Annotated in this window: 15 protein-coding genes and 1 tRNA gene; 11 read left to right on the plus strand and 5 right to left on the minus strand. The window is 42.0% G+C overall.

All coding sequences use genetic code 11. The features are described from left to right. The first annotated feature begins 64 nt into the window (after positions 1-64). Entirely contained in the window at positions 65-1,564 is a 1,500-nt protein-coding gene (locus tag ACNEUN_RS05285) for an ATP-dependent helicase (RefSeq protein ID WP_463631322.1), read from the plus strand. Here ACNEUN_RS05285 and ACNEUN_RS05290 read toward each other — a convergent pair. The 4 genes from ACNEUN_RS05290 to trxA all read right to left on the minus strand — a co-directional run bounded on the left by ACNEUN_RS05290 (position 1,548) and on the right by trxA (position 6,810). Further along, entirely contained in the window at positions 1,548-3,362 is a 1,815-nt protein-coding gene (locus ACNEUN_RS05290; protein ID WP_463631324.1) for a zinc-dependent metalloprotease, read from the minus strand. The two genes, ACNEUN_RS05285 and ACNEUN_RS05290, sit on opposite strands and share 17 nt — an antisense overlap. Before the next feature lie 107 nt (positions 3,363-3,469). Then, a complete protein-coding gene (locus ACNEUN_RS05295) occupies positions 3,470-5,071 on the minus strand; it encodes an MDR family MFS transporter (RefSeq protein WP_463631326.1) in 1,602 nt (533 codons plus the stop codon). 192 nt (positions 5,072-5,263) lie between these two features. Beyond that, positions 5,264-6,247 (minus strand): aggregation-promoting factor C-terminal-like domain-containing protein, encoded by a 984-nt coding sequence (locus tag ACNEUN_RS05300; RefSeq protein WP_463631328.1) that lies wholly within the window; start codon positions 6,245-6,247, stop codon positions 5,264-5,266. Positions 6,248-6,438: 191 nt separating this feature from the next. Continuing rightward, positions 6,439-6,810, minus strand: a complete 372-nt coding sequence (gene trxA / locus ACNEUN_RS05305; protein ID WP_463631330.1) for a thioredoxin — start codon at positions 6,808-6,810, stop codon at positions 6,439-6,441. Between the two features lie 248 nt (positions 6,811-7,058). Here trxA and serS point away from each other — a divergent pair, with 248 nt between their 5' ends. The 4 genes from serS (at position 7,059) to ACNEUN_RS05325 (ending at position 11,004) form a co-directional block, all read left to right on the plus strand. Continuing rightward, positions 7,059-8,345 (plus strand): serine--tRNA ligase, encoded by a 1,287-nt coding sequence (gene serS / locus ACNEUN_RS05310; RefSeq protein ID WP_463631332.1) that lies wholly within the window; start codon positions 7,059-7,061, stop codon positions 8,343-8,345. Positions 8,346-8,424: 79 nt separating this feature from the next. Then, positions 8,425-8,509 (plus strand) — tRNA-Ser (locus ACNEUN_RS05315). 211 nt (positions 8,510-8,720) lie between these two features. After that, positions 8,721-10,175 carry a DNA (cytosine-5-)-methyltransferase gene (dcm, locus tag ACNEUN_RS05320; RefSeq protein ID WP_463631334.1) on the plus strand — a complete coding sequence of 485 codons (1,455 nt, stop codon included), beginning with the start codon at positions 8,721-8,723 and terminating at the stop codon, positions 10,173-10,175. 94 nt (positions 10,176-10,269) lie between these two features. Next, positions 10,270-11,004 carry a PmeII family type II restriction endonuclease gene (locus ACNEUN_RS05325; RefSeq protein ID WP_463631336.1) on the plus strand — a complete coding sequence of 245 codons (735 nt, stop codon included), beginning with the start codon at positions 10,270-10,272 and terminating at the stop codon, positions 11,002-11,004. Positions 11,005-11,580: 576 nt separating this feature from the next. On the opposite strand, the gene ACNEUN_RS05330 is transcribed toward ACNEUN_RS05325, so the two are convergent. Then, complete coding sequence (locus tag ACNEUN_RS05330) at positions 11,581-12,378, minus strand: thiamine diphosphokinase (RefSeq protein ID WP_427877426.1); 798 nt, start codon at positions 12,376-12,378, stop codon at positions 11,581-11,583. Positions 12,379-12,709: 331 nt separating this feature from the next. Between ACNEUN_RS05330 and infC the strand changes: the two genes are divergently transcribed. The 6 genes from infC to typA all read left to right on the plus strand — a co-directional run bounded on the left by infC (position 12,710) and on the right by typA (position 18,276). Then, positions 12,710-13,468 carry a translation initiation factor IF-3 gene (infC, locus tag ACNEUN_RS05335; protein ID WP_427877425.1) on the plus strand — a complete coding sequence of 253 codons (759 nt, stop codon included), beginning with the start codon at positions 12,710-12,712 and terminating at the stop codon, positions 13,466-13,468. After that, a complete protein-coding gene (rpmI, locus tag ACNEUN_RS05340; protein ID WP_004128670.1) occupies positions 13,449-13,643 on the plus strand; it encodes a 50S ribosomal protein L35 in 195 nt (64 codons plus the stop codon). The genes infC and rpmI overlap by 20 nt, the downstream gene beginning before the upstream one ends. Before the next feature lie 78 nt (positions 13,644-13,721). Continuing rightward, positions 13,722-14,105 carry a 50S ribosomal protein L20 gene (gene rplT / locus ACNEUN_RS05345; RefSeq protein ID WP_004105106.1) on the plus strand — a complete coding sequence of 128 codons (384 nt, stop codon included), beginning with the start codon at positions 13,722-13,724 and terminating at the stop codon, positions 14,103-14,105. Positions 14,106-14,240: 135 nt separating this feature from the next. After that, positions 14,241-15,212: a site-specific tyrosine recombinase XerD gene (gene xerD, locus ACNEUN_RS05350; protein WP_463631340.1), complete on the plus strand. Its 972-nt coding sequence runs from the start codon at positions 14,241-14,243 to the stop codon at positions 15,210-15,212. Positions 15,213-15,271: 59 nt separating this feature from the next. Further along, on the plus strand, positions 15,272-16,111 hold the full coding sequence (locus ACNEUN_RS05355) for a ParA family protein (protein WP_463631342.1): 840 nt from the start codon (positions 15,272-15,274) through the stop codon (positions 16,109-16,111). A gap of 242 nt (positions 16,112-16,353) precedes the next feature. Further along, positions 16,354-18,276: a translational GTPase TypA gene (gene typA / locus ACNEUN_RS05360; RefSeq protein ID WP_463631344.1), complete on the plus strand. Its 1,923-nt coding sequence runs from the start codon at positions 16,354-16,356 to the stop codon at positions 18,274-18,276. Positions 18,277-18,281: the final 5 nt, after the last annotated feature.

Below are 18,281 nucleotides of genomic sequence, written 5' to 3' on the forward strand. Positions count from 1 at the left end.
AACTTATATCCACAATATGTGAAATTATTTGTTGAAATAGTAGTATCCTGCAAGAATAGTAGTTATGAATAATTCACCCGAAGCGTTGCTTGATGGTTTAGACGAAGCACAACGTTCTGCAGCCACTGCATTAGAAGGTCCTGTGCGTATTGTTGCGTGCGCAGGTGCCGGTAAAACTCGTACTATTACGAGACGTATTGCTTATGCGTGCGCTAAGGGTGATTGGGATCCTAGCAGAGTTCTTTCTGTTACGTTTTCTGTAAAAGCTGCTCGAGAAATGCGCTCTAGGCTTGATTCTCTTGGTGTTTCAAGTGATGCTCTTGCAACGACTTTTCATTCTGCTGCTTTACAACAGTTGCGTAAAGTGTGGGGGAAGGTTTGTTCTGCTGATTTTCCTAATATTATTGATGATTCTCGTACTGTTATGTCTTCTGCAGTATCCAGATATCCTGAACTTTTTGACATGACACCGATTCAGATTCGTGACGTTCTTGCGGAAATTAATTGGTCTAAAGTTTCGCTTATAGCTCCGGAAGATTATGCGAGAGTATGCGCTGCTATACATAGGAAAGCGCCGGCTGGTTTGGAAGTAAGCCAATTCGTTGATCTGTACGAAGCGTACGAAATCGAAAAAAATGCGCGTAATCTTATTGATTTTAATGATATTCTTCTGCTTACTTGCCATGTTATGCGAAATTTTCCTGAAGCTGCTAGTTCTATTCGCAGTAGAATTGGTTGGATTACGGTAGATGAGTATCAGGATGTTTCTCCACTACAACACGAATTATTGCGACTTTGGATGGGAATAAATCGCGATATTTGCGTAGTAGGTGATCCTGCACAAACAATTTATTCTTTCGCAGGCGCTACTGGATACTATTTGTTAGATTTTAATAAAGAATTTTCGCCTATTTCTGCAGATATTAGTTTGTGCACAGATTATCGTTCAACAGAGCGAATAGTTGGAATGGCAAATAAAGTTTTGGCAAAATCTGGATGTAAAAAAGACTATTTGACTTTGCATTCAGTAGCTAAAGGTGGAGTTAGAGTTTCTAAACAAGTTTATGAAAGCGATAAACTCGAAGCTTTAGGCTGCGTTGAGAATATTGTGAAAGAAATTAAATCAGGTAAAGCAATAGCTTCGCAATACGCTATTTTGACACGCACTAACGCTCAGCAGCAGATTATTTGTAAATCTTTAGCTGCAGCCAATCTTTCTTATAATGTGAGAAGAGATACAGGCTTGCGTAATGTTGTATGCGATTTCGGTAAGACTGAGCGTGAAGATTTCACGAGTATTTCATCTATTCTTAAGGCTGCTTCTTCTGTAACAGTTTCTACTATTCATGCGTCAAAAGGTTTGGAATTTGATCACGTTTACGTGCTTGGTTGCTCTGAGGGACTTATACCATTTGGTTCGCCTACTGACGAGGATCAGATAGAAGAAGAACGAAGACTTATGTATGTTGCTGTAACTCGTGCAGAAAAAACCCTGCATCTTTCGTACGCTGTGCGAAAAGATGCAGGGATTGGTATTTCTCGAGCTCCTAGTCGTTTTCTTTAGTGCCGTCAGTTTTATCGTCACTATCCGAAGAGTCATCTGGCTTATTGTCTGACTTATTGTCGGGTTCGGTATCGTTTTCGGTATCGTTTTGTTTTTGAGCAGCGTCATCTTCGAGAAGCTTACTTAATTCATCATCCCAATTGATAGTAGACATATCGATATCTTCAATATTTATTTTCTCTTGAGATTTGTCGGTTTCGCTTTTTGCTTCTTTACCGGTTTCACTGCCTTTTACATCGTCAGTTTTACTGATTTTTTGTGCAGAATTACTTTCTTCAGTTTTTTCAGTTTTTTCATTTTTCTGAGATTTATTTTCAGAAGATTCTGCTACTTCATCAGAATTTGTAGAAGTTTCGCTGTCGGTAGTTTCGCTGTCTAGAATTTTACTGTCTAGAATTCCGCTGTCGAAAGCTTCAGTGCTGAAATCTTCAGTACTGAGAGTTTTGCTGCTGGAATTATTATTTGAAAGCTGAGCAGAAACAGAATTTTCAGGAAGAGCAGGAAGCAGATCAGGATGACCCCACATCGCATCTCTAGACTCGATCCCATCTTTATTCGTAATATCTTCCCAAATTTTAGTAGCTTCACGCATACGACGAGGACGCAAGTGAAGACCTAAAAGTGACTCAAAAGTAACTTCTGAAGGGCCGCCTGCAGCACGCTCTCTACGCATCATTTCACGCAACTGTTCAATATGAGGTATGTGTGCAACTCCAGCTCTCCAAGTTACGCAATCGACCCAGCCTTCCGTAAGAGCAAGCAGAGTTTCCAAACTATGCAAAGCCTGCTGCTGTATTTCAGAATCCTCGCCTTTAGCAACTTTCGACAAATTCACAGCGCCAGAGAAAGACGAAGGATCCATGCTCTGAGCATCCCTTAACTGATCTTCTACAGCGTTCAAATCAATGCTAGTTGCATTCGCATATTTAATAATCAAAGACTCAAAGCGGGTCATAAGCCACGGTACAGATGCAAAGAGTCGAGCGTGAGCCACTTCTCTCAAAGCAAGATAATCCATAACTTCGCCATTATCTAATCCCCAAGATTTGGCGTAAGCAATGCAATTGTAAGGAATTAAACCACCTGCAGGATTCTTCAACAAAGAAATACCCTGATCAAAACTTCCATGAACCTCATGCGAAAGAGCGCCAGCAGCTTCACCGAGTTGCATAGCGAAAGAAGTGTTCGCAAGCAGTTTCATAAGCTGCACAGGATTATTCATATCTGATGGAAGAGGAATAGGCACAGCGCCGGCAAAAAGTCCAGTAACTTCAGCGTTATCAATGTCACCGAAACGTTCAGCAATAACCTCACTTAAAGCGTCATTAATGGCTCGAGCAACAGGATTTGCAAACTTAATCCACGAGTCAAGAGTTCCTTCAACCCAAGCAGAGCGTGAAAGAACTTCCGGGGTACCGGGAGCAGGATTAATATTGCAAGTTATATCAAGCCACAAATTAGCTTTACTAAGCGAACGTCTTGCTGCATCGGCAACCTCAGCGTTTACGTTCCCATTATCTCCATTAGCTTTCTGAAGAGCTATAGATTTAGCAAGTTTACTGTTAATAGGACCCTCTTCGAGAGTTTCCTTCATTTCGTAAGGATTGTTCAAGCCTCCTGCTGTAAAAGCTCTCATCATAGCATGAACATCCCCAGGTTTAGGAAGTCTAGCAGGGTCTTGACTCATAATATGCTCGCGCAACTCAAAAGGAAGCTGTTCGAACTGCCTCCATGCTTCTTCTCCCTGAACTGGCCCGAAGCATTCAATAAGCCACTGGCGAAGTGTGTCATCGTTCATGAGTATCGTCCTTTACCGTACTACAGCACATATAGCAGAATCATGCTAAACAGTATGCTGCTGATGTATTTAATTCTACATGATTTACGATTTTTACAAATAAAAAATTAGTATTGTTGATGAGTGTGATCATTCATAACATCACAATGCTCGTTAGAGTGAGGAATATGAAGAACTTTCATACGGTTAATTGCTTTTCTTGCAAGCTGATGAGCCGAGCCTGCGCCCTCACCTTTAACGCCAAAAATAACAATAACAGCCATAATTGCTGTAATTAAAGCGCTAATACGAAGAGTCCACTGAACGCCGAAAATGCTAGCCGCAACATCCTCAGAATGACCATGACCGCCTGAAATAGCGTAATGCCATTGTGTAAAAGCAGTCATAGTAACCACAAGAACAGGAGCTCCAATAGCACCCCATAATTGACGCATAGTGTTAGTAACAGCAGAACCGTCACCAAGCTCTTCGTGACTAAGACAATTAAGAGACCATGTAGTAACAGGCATAAGAAGGAAACCCATACCAATTTGGCGAGTAAATTGCCATATAGAAATCCACCAAATCCAGGTATACATATCTATAAGGCTCATCATTATAGTGCCAAATAAAAGTATTAAAGAGCCTGCCATGGCTACAGGACGCACGCCAAAACGATCAAGCATTCTGCCGCCGAAATACTGAGAAATCGCCATTCCGAAAGCTCCAGGAAGCAAAATCAGACCGCTCATAGTAGCCGAAAAACCACGATCAGACTGAATGTAAAGCGGAATCAAAACCATAATCGAGCTAAACGCAAAAAAAGTAAGGCAAGCGCAAACAGTGCCAGTTAAAAAGTAGCGATTTTTTAATACTCCAAGACCAAGAAGTGGAATTTTTCCATGAAAAGCGGCACGAAGCTGACGGGTGACGAACCAAGCTATTCCTAAAGCGCCAATAAGCATAGGAAGCCAGGAGAACAAGCTTTCAAAACCATAAGCTTCTATATTTGTAAAACCAAACATTAATCCGCCAAAACCAATAACGGACAAGCCTACAGAGAAGAAATCAGCATGAGCATTAGGATCATGCTCACCAAAATTGTGAAGGAAAAATATAGAAAGTACGATTGATATAACGCCAATAATCGTAAGAGACAAGAATATAGAACGCCAGCCGTTAATATCAGTTTGCAAACCGCCAATAGTAGGGCCGATTGCAGGAGCAATACTCATAGCCATGCCGACGCTACCCATTGCCATACCGCGGCGAGTAACAGGGTAAACAGAAAATACAGTAATCTGCAACACTGGCCACATAACACCAGTGCCAATTGCTTCCAAGGTTCTGCCAAAAAGAGCCATCATAAAATCGTTACTAAGCCACGCTAATACTGATCCTAAAGTAAAAAGCGACATGGAAGTAATAACAATTTGACGAGTAGAAAAACGCCTAGTAAGAAAAGCTGTAAGTGGAACCATAACTGCCATAATCAGCTGAAATATTGACGTAAGCCACTGGCCTGTAGTTACGCTAATATCAAACTCTTTTACGATAGTAGGAAGAGCTGCAGTAAGCTGAAGTTGAGCAAAATTACCGATAAAAGTTATAAAAGTAAGTATCGCAAGTGAAATTAGTGCAGGACGAGTAAGACGATTATTATGATACGCTTCTTCGCCCGTAAGAGCGTGATTTAAGTGGCTTAGTTTATGCCACTGCGAAATTGTCACAGTGCAGTTTCCTTTATCAGTCAATGTTTAGCTCTAAAAGAGCATACTAATTCTACGCGAATTTAGCGCATGTTTTATCTACAAAATTTAATCAGTCAATGAAATTTAACCAATAAGCCAATATTTACTGATAATGCTCACGGCTAATATTTACGGATAAATTATAGCTAAAGTATAGCCAAACTGCTGTTTTTAGTAGCAGTGATGGCTTCTCCAGTAGTTATAAGCACCCTGAATAGAACCGTACCTACCATTGCAGTAATTCCAGAACCAACGTAACTGTGTCTGATAATTTGTAGCCCAATCAGCTCCAGCAGAAGACATCTTACGGCCAGGCAGAGCCTGAGGTAAACCATAAGCGCCAGAAGGGTTCATAGCATTCACACGCCAACCAGATTCGCGCGAAATAATGAAAACTGTTGCAGTAAAATCAGCTTCAGAATAACCATTAGAAAGAAGCCAATCATGAGCCCACTGCTGCATTTCGCCAGCAGGAACTGTAGTACCAATGGACTCTTGAGCGCTAATATGTGTGCCGCCTGTACCAACGAGAATAACTCTATCTTGTGGAGCTTGCTTTACAAAAGAAGTGAAAATATTAGAAGAAACTATTTTATTTCCGGCGCGCGTAACAATCTTTGCCGTCTCCATAACACCTGGAGCACCTTCGCTTTCTACTTTTTCAGTTCCTTTAGGAAGCGATGATGTTTCTTTTTTAACAGTATTAAAAGATATAGGCTCGTCGGAAGTTTCAAGATCTGCGCCGGCTCTTTGAATCGTAATAACAGTAGACTCAGTAACTTTAGTGTTTAATGAAGGATTAACAACATCATTAGATTCCAAAGTTACGTCACCAGCATCAAGAACTGACTTAACATCTGTAAAGTTAGTGCCGAGAATAGTTCTACGGTGACCATTAATAACAACGTTTATGTAAGAAGTGTTATTTTTGCCTAATATGTCACGAGTAGCGCCACGAGAAACTTCAGGAAAGTTATCAGTAGCAGAATACGACGTTGCTGAAGAAACGTGAGTTTGATTTGAAGAATAGAAATTACGAGAAAGGCAGCCAAGTGCAACCAAAACCACAAAGCCAATAACAATCACGCCAACTCTTGCCCATTGACGCATGCTTAAAGAACTAAGTGTGACTGTAGGCTTACGGTGACTGGTCATATCCCTCCCTGCTGTTAAAACGCTAAAAACTTACGCAGTCTCGCAACAAACTGTAAGAAACTGCATTTGTAAGTACGTCATCTTTCTCGTTTCTAAAGTTCTTATAAGTATAGTCTCCACCTACGAGAAAGGCTTAAAATCAAGGTTTTGTGCATTCTCGTAATGTTTTTTTATTTCTAAGATTCAGAAGATTATAAAGTTTTATCAGAATTTTCGTCGTTAGAATTTTCGTCGTCTTTTGGCTCGTAAGCTTTAGCTTGGTTTACTAAATCTTCCAAATCATCCGGACGCAAAGCGCCTGCCTGCCTGTAAAGTACCTCTCCGCGCTTAATGATCATAATGGTCGGAACAGCTTTAATTGCGGCAGTTTCTGCTAAATCAGGGCTTTGATCAATATCTACCTTAACGAAAGGAATATCAGAAAACTTATTGCTTACGCTCTCAAAAATTGGGCCAAAAGCGCGGCAAGGTCCGCACCAAGTAGCCCAAAAATCAACAACAATAATTTCGTTAGTAGTAGCAATTTTTTCAAAATCGTTTTGAGTAGCGTGAATTACTGCCATTTTTACCCCTTTTCGCACGTATTTACCAATTTTCGTAAGTAAATACTATCTAAACAATCTAATTGTTCAAATTGTTCAATTTGTTCAATAACAATTCAAATATTAAACACAATTAATTAATGTAATTGATGTAATTAACGCAATTATATATGCAGCTGTTTATATGCGGATATTTATATGGGCTTTACAAATTGGCACTATATGAGCTTATAAATTATCTGTCGCCTTGCGGCACTAGGCTAGGGGTCATGCTTGATATTCAATTTATTCGTGAACATGCCGACGTGGTAAAGGAGTCGCAGCGTAAGCGTGGCGAATCTGTTGAACTCGTCGATGAAGTTTTGCGCAACGATGATTTGCGCCGTACTGCTCTTAAAGCTTTTGAAGATGCTCGTGCTGAGCAAAAAGCTATCGGTAAGAAGGTTGCAACAGCTAGCGCGGAAGAAAAGGCTACGCTTATTGCTGAAACTAAAGAATTAGCATCTAAAGTTGCAGAATACAAGGCTGAATCCGAAAAAGCTACTGCCGACTACACTACAGCAATGTGGAAGCTTTCTAACATCGTTGAAGATGAAGCTCCAGAAGGCGGAGAAGATGATTACGTTGTAGTTAAGAAGGTTGGCACTCCTCGCGATTTTGCAGCTGAAGGTTTCGAGCCAAAGGATCATTTGACACTTGGAACTGGCGTTGCTGGAATTGATATGCGTCGCGGCGTGAAGGTTGCAGGTTCTCGCTTCTACTTCTTGCGCGGTGCTGTGGCTCGCTTGCAAATCGCAATGCTTACTATGGCTGTTGATCAAGCCGAAGAGCACGGTTTTACGCTTGCGATTACGCCAACGCTTGTGCGCCCAGAAGTTATGCGCGGAACTGGCTTCTTGAATTCTCACGCGGACGAGATTTACCGTTTGCGCGAGCCAGATGATCAGTATTTGGTTGGTACTTCCGAGGTTGCTTTGGCTGGCATGCACGAGGATGAGATTCTTGACTTAAGCAATGGTGCTTTGCGCTATTGCGGTTGGTCTAGCTGCTACCGTCGTGAAGCTGGTGCTGCTGGAAAGGATACTTCTGGTATTATTCGCGTGCATCAGTTCGATAAGGTTGAGATGTTCGTATATTGCAAGCAGGAAGATTCTCACGCTGAGCATCAGAAGTTGCTCGGTATGGAGCAGGAAATGCTTGCTAAGGTAGAAGTGCCTTACCGTATTATTGATACTGCTGCAGGTGACCTTGGTTCTTCTGCTGCCCGTAAGTTTGATTGCGAAGCTTGGGTTCCAACGCAGGGTCGTTACCGTGAGCTTACTTCTACTTCTAACTGCACTGAGTATCAGGCTCGCCGCTTGAATGTGCGCGAACGCATGGAAGACGGTGGAACTCGTCCAGTTAGTACGCTTAACGGCACTTTGGCTACTACTCGCTGGCTTGTGGCTATTTTGGAAAATCATCAGCATGAAGATGGTTCGATTGATATTCCAAAGGCTATGCAGGCTTATATGGGTGGCAAGGAAGTCATTGAGCCTACTAAGTGGGAAGCGTGAGTGTTGCGTTCTATACGTGATGATATGCTTACCACTTGTGCATTGAAGGCGGCTATTTGATTGCTTTCATGCGCAAAATGGATGGGTGTCCGAGCGGTCTAAGGAGACGGTCTTGAAAACCGTTGTAGGGAAACCTACCGCGAGTTCGAATCTCGCCTCATCCGCGAATAATCAAGCCTAAAGCATGTAAAATTGCTTTAGGCTTATTTATTTTTCTGAGCTTATATAACTGAAATCACACTGCGATTTCAACGAGAGCGATGTCGGACTGCGTATTGATTGATGTAAACAGAGCAAAGTAGTGTGTCTGTATTTTGCTGCTTACCAGTAACCCTTACCTATGCAAAGGTTATCAATATATGATAGACTTTCTTTATGAAATATAGGGGTAAATTAGTTACTGACACTTACGAATCGACGCAATTATCAACGCAAGTAGATAATATTAATCAACTTAAACAATCAAATAAACATTCACTCAAACAGTTGGGTATGAAAAATAATTTACAATGTGTAAGTTTCAATTTATTGAGTGAAAATAGTCATGCAAGTAAAGAAGTTACTGTCACGGAAGCATCACACATACTGCATGTTTCTGTAGATACAATACGTCGTTGGGCAAAATTGGGATTGCTTCGATGCAAGCGCGATTCTCACAATAATAGAGTTTTTGAACTGCATGAACTTCAGTCTCTCCAGAAGCGACGTGAAAATCATTCTAATAGCGGTCAGCCGCGTTTTGTTGTGTTAAAAAGTAAACAAACATCTTTTACTTCAGTAGAGCTTTTTGCCGGTGCTGGTGGTACTGCGCTTGGTATGCATAACGCTGGATTTAAACATTTAATGTTAAACGAAGTGGATAAATCAGCATGCGCAACTTTGCGAAAAAATCAGCCAGAATGGAATATTATTCAAAAAGATGTTCATGAAGTTGATTTTTCAAAATATTGTGGAAAGGTTGATTTGCTGCAAGGTGGAGTTCCTTGTCAAGCGTTTTCGTATGCTGGATTGTCCAAAGGCTTTGAAGATGCTCGTGGAACTTTGTTTTTTGAATTTGCGCGAGCAGTTCAGCAAATTAAACCAAAAATTCTTATGATGGAGAATGTGCGTGGTCTTCTTACTCATGATTCTGGTAAGACTATTATGACTATGCTTCACATTTTGGATGATATTGGTTACAAAGTTGCTGCAAAAATTTTGCGTGCACAGTTTCTTGATGTGGCACAAAAACGAGAACGTTTAGTGTTGATTGGCGTTCGTAAGGATTTAGATATGCCTATTTTGTACCCCAAAGAAGATAGTGATGTGCTTACACTGTGGGATGCTATTGGGAAGTGTCCGAAATCTGAAGGAGCCAAATATCCAGAAAGTAAGAAAAAAGTTCTCGATTTAGTTCCTGCTGGTGGATATTGGAAGGATCTGCCTTTATCTGTGCAAAAGGATTATATGAAGGGGTCTTTTAATCTTCCTGGAGGTAAAACTGGTATGGCTAGGAGACTTTCTTGGTCAGAACCATCTTTGACTCTTACGTGTGCTCCTGCTCAAAAGCAAACCGAAAGGTGTCATCCTCAAGAAACGCGCCCACTTACTGTACGAGAGTATGCGCGAATACAGTCATTTCCTGATGATTGGCAATTTGAGGGAAGTTTAGCTAGCAAATATAAGCAAATTGGTAATGCTGTTCCTTGTAATCTTGCTTATCATGTTGGACGAGGAATTATTGCTATGCTAAGCGGTGAAAATCGTGAGTCGTTCCGTGAGATTCAGCCTTTTGACATGACAAATATTACAGTTGGAGAGGTGAAATCTGAGGCTCTTTCTATGCTATAATCTCTTTTATTAAAGGTTTCGTTTTTATGTGAATTTTGTAGCTTTTGCAAAGTGTATAGATAATTTTATATACAAAATTGGGGGAGGATTTATTATGGTATCGGAAGCTGAGAAGGCGTGTATTTTGATGCAGATTTCTCAATTTTTTGAAAAACAAATTATTGAAAATCATGTTAAAAATACTGAAAAACTTGTTAATATTCGTGCACTGAAATTTAATCCATTTCTTGTATCTTATCTTGCTCGGTTTGCTTTTGGGAATGCACAGCCTGAATCTGTAGCAAAAGTTATTCTTTATCCTCGCGTACTTGGAACTTCTATTACTACTTCTTTTGGAACTTCTATACAAAAATTGAGTTCTGAAATACTGTCAGGATTTGCTTCCACAACATCTGGAATTGATATCGAATATGAGGATTACGAAACTGGCCGTCATATTTATTGTCAATTAAAATCGGGGCCTGAAACTATTAACAAAGATGATGTAAAAACAATTTGTGACCATTTTAAAGATTTGGGAAGATTAGCGAAAACAAATGGATCTACACAAGTAAATCCATTAACTGATTGTATTGTTGGTGTTTTATATGGTTCTCGTGAAGATTTATCTGCAAACTATAAGCGAATAGAAAATGAAGGATATACAGTAAAAATTGGTGAAGAATTTTGGGAATCTTTCACAGGCGATAAGCAGTTTTATCAAGATTTAGTAAATACTATTACAAAAGTTAAAAGTGAAAAAATATATGGTGTTCTTGATAAGACTATCGTTAAGCTTGCGAAAAGTATTCGTGAAAATGCAGATATGATTCCTGGATTAGATTTGTGAAATGAAGCTTCATAAGACTAAGCATGTTGTTACATGTACAAATTTGAAACTATGTATGCAATTTGTTAGTTAAGTAATGCTAATAGGGTGTCACGTTAGAATCTATATCATCCGCGAATAATCAAGCCTAAAGCATGTAAAATTGCTTTAGGCTTATTTATTTTTCCGAGCTTATCAGTGGGTTGGAAGCACGGTGTACTTGTTCTATAAGCCAAAAGTGTCAAAAGCTAAGCTGATGAATATCTTGTGGTATAAGACGCATACCAAATACCGTTATTAATTCAGATGGTTGACTGAGAAAATAACGGTAATCATCCAAATACCGTTATTAATTCAGATGGTTGACTGAGAAAATAACGGTAATCATCCAAATACTGTTATTAATTCAGATGGTTGACTGAGAAAATAACGGTTATGAGACACTATCGCAGCGCGCCAACTGCGCAAGAGCCTCAAAACAGGCAGAATGAGACATTAATGCAGAACGACTGCGCTTTCAATGAGAGCGCGAAAATCGATAATAAGGGATAACTAGAGCAATAAGCGTCAATATAGTTACGTATGAGAAATAAATCGCTATTTATTAGTCATAGACTCTGCTGCAGCAGTAGTGGAATCGTTAGGATTATCCTCACTTTCCAGCGGAACTGCCAAAGCCTCAGAAATAGACGTGTTAATAGCACCCAAATCTCCTGATGGACGCTGCTTAGGCCAACTTACTTGTGGAAGTGGCACGTCAGTAGGGAAAGTAATTACAAGAGTTCCTTCCTGAACATCAATATGCGCAGGAGTATTATCCAAAAGTTCATTGCTTAACCCTTGAACTGCATCTCCATGCATTTGCGCATGCTGAAGCTGATACTTTAATCCTGACTCGTTCACATCTTTAGATACAGGAGCGTGCGAAAATACGCTAAGTAACTTAGGTTCTTTAACTGAAGAAGCAGGAAAATCAAGAGCCGCGTTGTGTATTGCAGTAACGATCTGGCCGTTTCCGTAAAGGAAGCCAATCCCTCCACGCAATGCCAATCGAACCATCAGCTGTATATTAGAAATCGTATGATCAACACGACCGCCAAGTCCGCCAAATATATGGAATTCGCGCATTCCTTTAGACCAGCCGTACTTTAAAGCGGAAAGCAAATCCGGATCATCTTTTTCTTCAGGAAGTCGCGTAATTACAGCGTCTGTAGGTAGTTTCAATCTTACAGAATCAAAATCGCCTATAAGAGCGTCAACGTGTAAACCGAGCTTGCAAGCGTAATCCCAGCCTCCGTCAGCAGCAATAGTTAAAGCGCGATTCGGCACTTGCTCTCTAGTATGATCGTAATAGTCTCCAGCTGCTAAAATAACGCAGCGATGCAAAGGTTCCATGGCTTTATGGTACCGCGTTTAGTGCGAGCCTCAAAGGTTAGAAATAATTTTTTATAATTTTTTAACTACTTTTTAACTACTTTTTAATTTTTCGAAATAGTAAACGTTACTATTCAACAAACGTTAGTATTATTATCTAGCAAAATAAAACGGCTGATAGTTTTGTCAAAGCCGTAGCTATAATAGATATTCGGCTTGAGTAATCAAGAAAGTGGGATGTCCCCACCTGGAAGCCTGCTGCGGTTTCGGGTTCATGACTTCGGTCACACAAGTAGATTTTTGCGCTACTTGTTACGCTTGTTTGGGAGCGTTTTTTGATATGAAGTGGTGAATGCCTAAGCTCTTGGACTTCTCGGTGTATTGCATCTTACCAGTATTTAGAAGGATTGGAGTCATCATTAGCGACGAACCACGCATTAACGAGGAGATTCGCGTCTCCCAGGTGCGCCTTATTGGTCCAAAAGGCGAGCAGGTGGGAGTTATTGCAACCTCGGTCGCGTTAAACCTTGCGAGGGAAGCGAACCTCGATCTTGTTGAGGTAGCGCCTACTGCTAAGCCTCCGGTAGCCAAGCTTATTGACTACGGAAAGTACAAGTACAACGAAAAGATGAAGGCTCGTGAAGCACGCCGTAATCAAACCACAGCTGAGATTAAGGAAATTCGTTTCCGTCTCAAGATTGATGATCATGATTTCGACGTGAAGAAGGGTCATGTTCTTCGTTTCTTGAACGGCGGCGATAAGGTAAAGGTCACTATTATGTTGCGTGGCCGCGAACAGTCTCGCCCTATTGGTGGCGTTGAACTGTTGCGTAGGCTTGCAGATGAGGTCTCTGACAGTGGCACCGTTGAGTTTGCGCCGAAGCAAGAGGGTCGCAATATTATTATGACTCTCGCTCCAAAGGGCAAGAAGATTCATACACAGTCTGAGCAGCGTCGTAGAGGCGCTGAATCGCGTGCTGAGCGTCAAGCTCGCCAAGCTGCACGACTTGCAGCAAAGCAGGAAGTGCAAGCACAGGCTGCAGCTGCAGCAAATGCTGTACAATCCGATCAACATCACAAGGAGGGCAGCAATGCCGAAGATGAAAACTAATTCCGCAGCGTCCAAGCGCGTTCGTCTTACCGGTACCGGTAAGGTGATGCACGATGGTAGCGCTATGCGCCACAACTTGGAGCACAAGTCGGCTCGTAAGCGTCGTGCTCTTTCCGAGGATAAGGTATTAGCTACTGCGCAGAGCAAGAAGCTTAAGGGCTTGCTCGTTAAGTAAGTAAAAGCAAGTAAACAAGTAAAAATTGCTTGTAAACAGAGACGCAATCGAAAATTTTAAGAAAGCTGAGGAATACTTATGGCACGAGTAAAGCGCGCAGTTAACGCTCATAAGAAGCGTCGCGTTGTTCTTGAGAGGGCTTCTGGCTACCGCGGTCAGCGCTCCCGTCTTTACCGCAAGGCGAAGGAACAGCTGCTCCACTCATTTACTTACAACTTCCGCGACCGCAAGGCTCGCAAGGGTGATTTCCGCAAGTTGTGGATTCAGCGTATTAACGCAGCAGTTCGCGCTGAAGGCATCACTTACAACCGCTTCATTCAGGGCTTGCACTTGGCTGGCATCGAATTGGATCGCCGCGCTCTCGCTGAGCTTGCAGTCTCCGACATTGAGGCTTTCAAGGCTGTTGTAGAAGCTGCTAAGGCTGCATTGCCAGCCGACGTAAACGCTCCAGTTGAAGCCTGATTTCGTTTCAACTGAGTTTGATTTTAAGCCCGTCAATCTTGGCGGGCTTTTTTATATTTTTATATTTTGTATTTTTGTATTTTTGTATTAGAGCCGTGTGAGCAATAAATTTATTTATTAGATATAATCATTTTTATGCGCTCGAAACTTGATTTTACCGATATTTCAGAAAATATTTCTACCGATATTCCTAAAATTTTCGCACAATACGTGCAGAAATTTATTGCGCATATAGACATTGAGCGAGGTCTTTCTAAGAAAACAGTATCAGCCTACGAATCTGATTTAAAAGATTACACATCCTGGCTAGAATCAGCACGAAATGTAGGAAGTATTAAAGAAATTAGTGAATTAGATATCGAATCGTATGTGCGATACTTGCGTGAATCAGGCTTAGGTGCGAGAACAGTTGCGCGCAGACTCGCAAGTATTCACGAATGGCATAGGTTTATGCTCGCTCATTCAGACGTTCCAGCAGATGTTTCAGCATCAGTAAAAGCACCAAAACAGGAAGAGCATCTGCCTGATGTGCTTAGTATAGATGAGGTTAGCAAAGTTATAGAAGCGGCAGGAAATTTCGGAAGTAAAGATGCTATTTCGCTTAGAGATAGTGCGCTACTCGAGTTTTTATACGCTACTGGAGCGCGTATTTCTGAAGCTGTTAACGTAAAATTTGAAGATATCGATTTGGACGAGTCTGTAGTAAAACTTACTGGTAAAGGATCTAAGCAACGTATAGTTCCAATTGGCGGTTGCGCTGTTCGTGCGCTTAAAGAGTATATTAAAATCTCACGTCCGCTGCTGGCTGCTAAATCTAAACGAGAACTTCACACTATCTTCTTAAATAAGCGAGGTAACGCACTTTCTCGCCAGTCTGCTTGGGCAGTAGTTGCTGAAGCTGCCGAGCGTGCGAAACTAGGCAGGCCTCTTCATCCTCATACTTTACGTCATTCGCTTGCTACGCATCTTATTGCTGGCGGAGCTGATGTTAGAACAGTGCAGGAATTACTTGGCCATGCTTCCGTAACTACTACACAAATTTATACGCATATTAGCCCAGATGAGTTGGTAGAAGCCTACATATTAAGCCATCCTCGAGCTAGATAAGATTTGTTTTTGCTTTACCGGCGGGTTTCGTGAGTATACCTGTTGATAGAGTGGGAAGCATGCCTACTGATTTACTTGGACGCGAATATGATACTTTTCACGCGCCGGAACCGCTAACTTCTCACGGTCCTGCGCGAGTTATTGCTATGTGTAATCAAAAGGGCGGTGTTGGTAAAACTACGAGTTCTATTAACATTGCCGGTGCGTTAAGCCAGTACGGTAGGCGAGTTCTTATAGTAGATTTTGATCCGCAGGGTGCCGCTACTGTAGGTCTTGGTATTAACGCGAATGCGCTTGATAATACTGTTTACACTGCGCTTTTTGACTCATCTGTCGATGTTCACGATGTGATTCGTCATACGGACACTGAGAATATTGATATTATGCCTGCAAATATTGATCTTTCTGCCGCAGAAGTTCAGCTTGTTACGGAAGTTGGTCGTGAGCAGATTCTTGCAGGAGTATTGCGCAAAGTTCGTAACGAATACGACGTTATTATTATTGACTGCCAGCCTTCCTTAGGTTTACTTACTGTTAACGCACTTACTGCTGCTGACGGCGTAATTATTCCTGTTGCTGCAGAATTCTTCGCACTTCGCGGTGTGGCTTTGCTAATGCAGTCGATTGAAAAAGTTCAGTCTCGTATTAACCCGAATCTGGAAGTTTTTGGCGTGCTCGTAACAATGTATACGCGTACGCTTCATAGTGAGGAAGTTTTGCAGCGTATTTACGAAGCTTTCCAAGGTCGCGTTCTTCACTCTGTTATTTCTCGATCAATTAAGCTTCCTGATTCAACTGTTGCAGCTGTACCGATCACGATTTTTGCTCCTGAACACAAGACAGCAAAAGAGTATCGTGAGGTTGCGCGCGAATTAATTGCTAAGGGCGTAGTTGCGTAAGTTGACTTTTATGACATTTTAGTTAATCTAAGATTTTGTGCAGTTTAATACTTTTATATTTTGAACTGTCTGCAACAGCGAGTAAAATCAGCGAGGTTTGGCAGCTGGCTGATTTTTGACTTTATGTCAATAATTTAGTGTTTGCCAATGAGAGTTTCGCTTCTTGGACGTTTTGTGCGTCTGAGTGAGTGTGTAATCAATAGTTTTAATACTTAAAACGCGAAGAATGGAAGAGGTTTGTGATGACTGTTCGCGGTGATATTCGAAATGTGGCAATTGTGGCGCACGTCGACCACGGTAAGACCACTCTGGTAAACGCCATGCTTCAGCAGTCGCACGTATTTTCTGAGCGTGAAGAAGTCCCAGATCGCGTTATGGATTCCAATGATTTGGAACGCGAAAAGGGCATTACTATTCTTGCTAAGAACACTGCTGTGCAGTACACCGGTCCGTTGGCTGAAAAATATGGCCACCCAGAAGGCATTACTATTAACGTGATTGATACCCCAGGCCACGCTGACTTTGGCGGCGAGGTTGAGCGCGGTATTTCTATGGTTGACGGCGTTGTTTTGTTGGTTGATGCTTCTGAAGGCCCGCTTCCACAGACTCGCTTTGTGCTTCGTAAAGCTTTGGAAGCTAAACTTCCTGTAATTTTGTGCGTGAACAAAGTTGATCGTCCAGACGCTCGTATTGAAGAAGTTGTTGGTGAGTCAACAGATTTGCTTCTTGGCTTGGCTCAGGACGTTGTTGAGGAAGGTATTGACCTCGATCTCGACGCTTTGCTTGATTTGCCAGTGATTTACTGCGCTGCTAAAGCCGGTTACGCTTCTGTTAATCAGCCTGCGAATGGTGCTCTTCCAGATAACGATAATTTGGAGCCTTTGTTTGACTCTATTATTTCCAACATTCCAGCTCCTGAATACGAAGAAGGCGCTCCTCTTCAAGCTCATGTTGCAAACATTGATTCCTCTGACTTCTTGGGTCGTCTTGGTTTAGTGCGTATTTACAACGGAACTTTGGAAAAGGGTAAGACTTACGGTCTTTCCCGCGTTGACGGATCTATTGAAAACTTCCGTGTTTCCGAGCTTCTTCGCACTCAAGGTTTGGAGCGTACTCCTGTAGCTTCTGCAGGTCCTGGCGATATTGTTGCTGTTGCAGGCGTGAACGACATTATGATTGGCGAAACGATTGTTGATCAGAACGATCCAAAGCCACTTCCGTTAATTCACGTCGATGATCCTGCAATTTCTATGACTTTCGGCGTAAACGATTCTCCTCTTGCTGGAACTGAAGGCAAAGATCATAAGCTTACTGCTCGTATGATTAAGGATCGTTTGGATCGCGAGCTTATTGGTAACGTTTCTATTAAAGTTCTTCAAACTGAGCGTCCAGATGCTTGGGAAGTTCAGGGTCGTGGCGAGCTTGCGTTGGCTGTGTTGGCTGAGCAGATGCGTCGCGAGGGATACGAGCTTACAGTTGGTCGTCCTCAGGTTGTTACTAAGACTATTGACGGTCAGATTAACGAGCCTATGGAAAGCACCACAATTGACGTTCCAGAAGAGTACATGGGTACCGTAACTCAGCTTATGGCTGATCGTAAAGGTCGCATGGATTCTATGAGCAACCATGGTTCCGGTTGGGTTCGTTTGCAATTTACTGTTCCTTCTCGCGGTCTTATTGGTTTCCGTACGGCTTTGCTTTCTGCTACTCGCGGAACTGGTATTGCAAGCTCTATTTCTGCCGGTTATGCTCCATGGGCTGGTCAAATTGTTACTCGTCAGAACGGTTCTATGGTTTGCGATCGTAAGGGTGTTGCAACTCCTTACGCTATGCAGCGTTTACAAGCTCGCGGTATCTTCTTCGTGGATCCGCAAAGCCCAGTTTACGAAGGCCAAATCGTTGGTATTAACAACAAGCCAGACGAGTTGGATGTGAACATTACGCTTGCTAAGCATATGACTAACATGCGTTCTTCAACCGCTGACGTGCTTGAAACTTTGACTCCACCAATCAAGATGAGCTTGGAAGAGTCTCTTGACTTTGCTAACGAAGACGAGTGCGTGGAAGTTACGCCTGAGTCTATTCGCGTGCGCAAGATTATTCTGAGCCGCGACGAATGGTATAAGTGGCGTGCTAAGCAGCGTCGTCAAAATAATAACGCGTGAGTCTT

The organism is Gardnerella sp. C0684A1, from assembly GCF_055326835.1.